Genomic DNA, 642 nt, shown 5'->3' with positions numbered 1-642 from the left:
CGCCAAAGCGCTGGTACTCGGTATCCCCAATGGAAAACTGCCGTCCTTGCCCATTGGCTGCGCGGGTATCTTCGCTGAGGGCGATATGCACTAACCTGCCCTGCACTTCGCTTGCCGGGGTATCGAGTTCAATGGCGGCCGTTAACGTCAGCTCGGGTGGCAGCACCATATGTGGCGAGGCGGGGATGATCAGGGCCTCAAAGGGGGCCATCAAGGCGGCCAGCTTCCAGGGTTCCAGCGCCTGGCTCATGTCCAGCGCGACCCGGGGGTCGTAGAAGCGGAAGTAGACCGGGGCCTGGTCGTTGGCGGGGGTCCAGAGCAGGGTGAACTTGCGCAAATGGCTGCGCAGTTGCTTTAAGGTGGCGTTTGATTGCAGCAATATCCCCCAGTGTTGGTCCTGGGGTAGGCTTTCCAGCCAGTGGCGGATCTCGCTGTCTGCTTCAATACGTACCAGCCAGGGGGCGATGGATTGCGTATGGGGATCTGTGGTCGCATAGAGGCAGGTACTGTGTGCTTCGGTTTGGCTAAGGCGCGCCATGACCTCCCGGCAGTTAACGCCGTCGATAACCGCCCATAGCGGGGGCTGATGGGGGGCCAACAGGAGGCCCCACGCGGTTTCCTGGTAGTGCACCGGGGGCGTGG

1 protein-coding gene is annotated in these 642 nt (G+C 62.1%); it reads right to left on the bottom strand.

The window, feature by feature from the left end:
* The coding region (locus HP566_RS06370; protein WP_249976430.1) for a DUF4123 domain-containing protein at positions 1 to 642 on the bottom strand (642 nt) is incomplete at both ends.

The sequence above is a fragment of the Vreelandella olivaria genome, from assembly GCF_023507745.1.
Lineage (GTDB): Bacteria > Pseudomonadota > Gammaproteobacteria > Pseudomonadales > Halomonadaceae > Vreelandella > Vreelandella olivaria_A.
The sequence above is the reverse complement of the archived record's forward strand: the minus strand, read 5'-3'. Positions and strand labels throughout refer to the sequence as shown.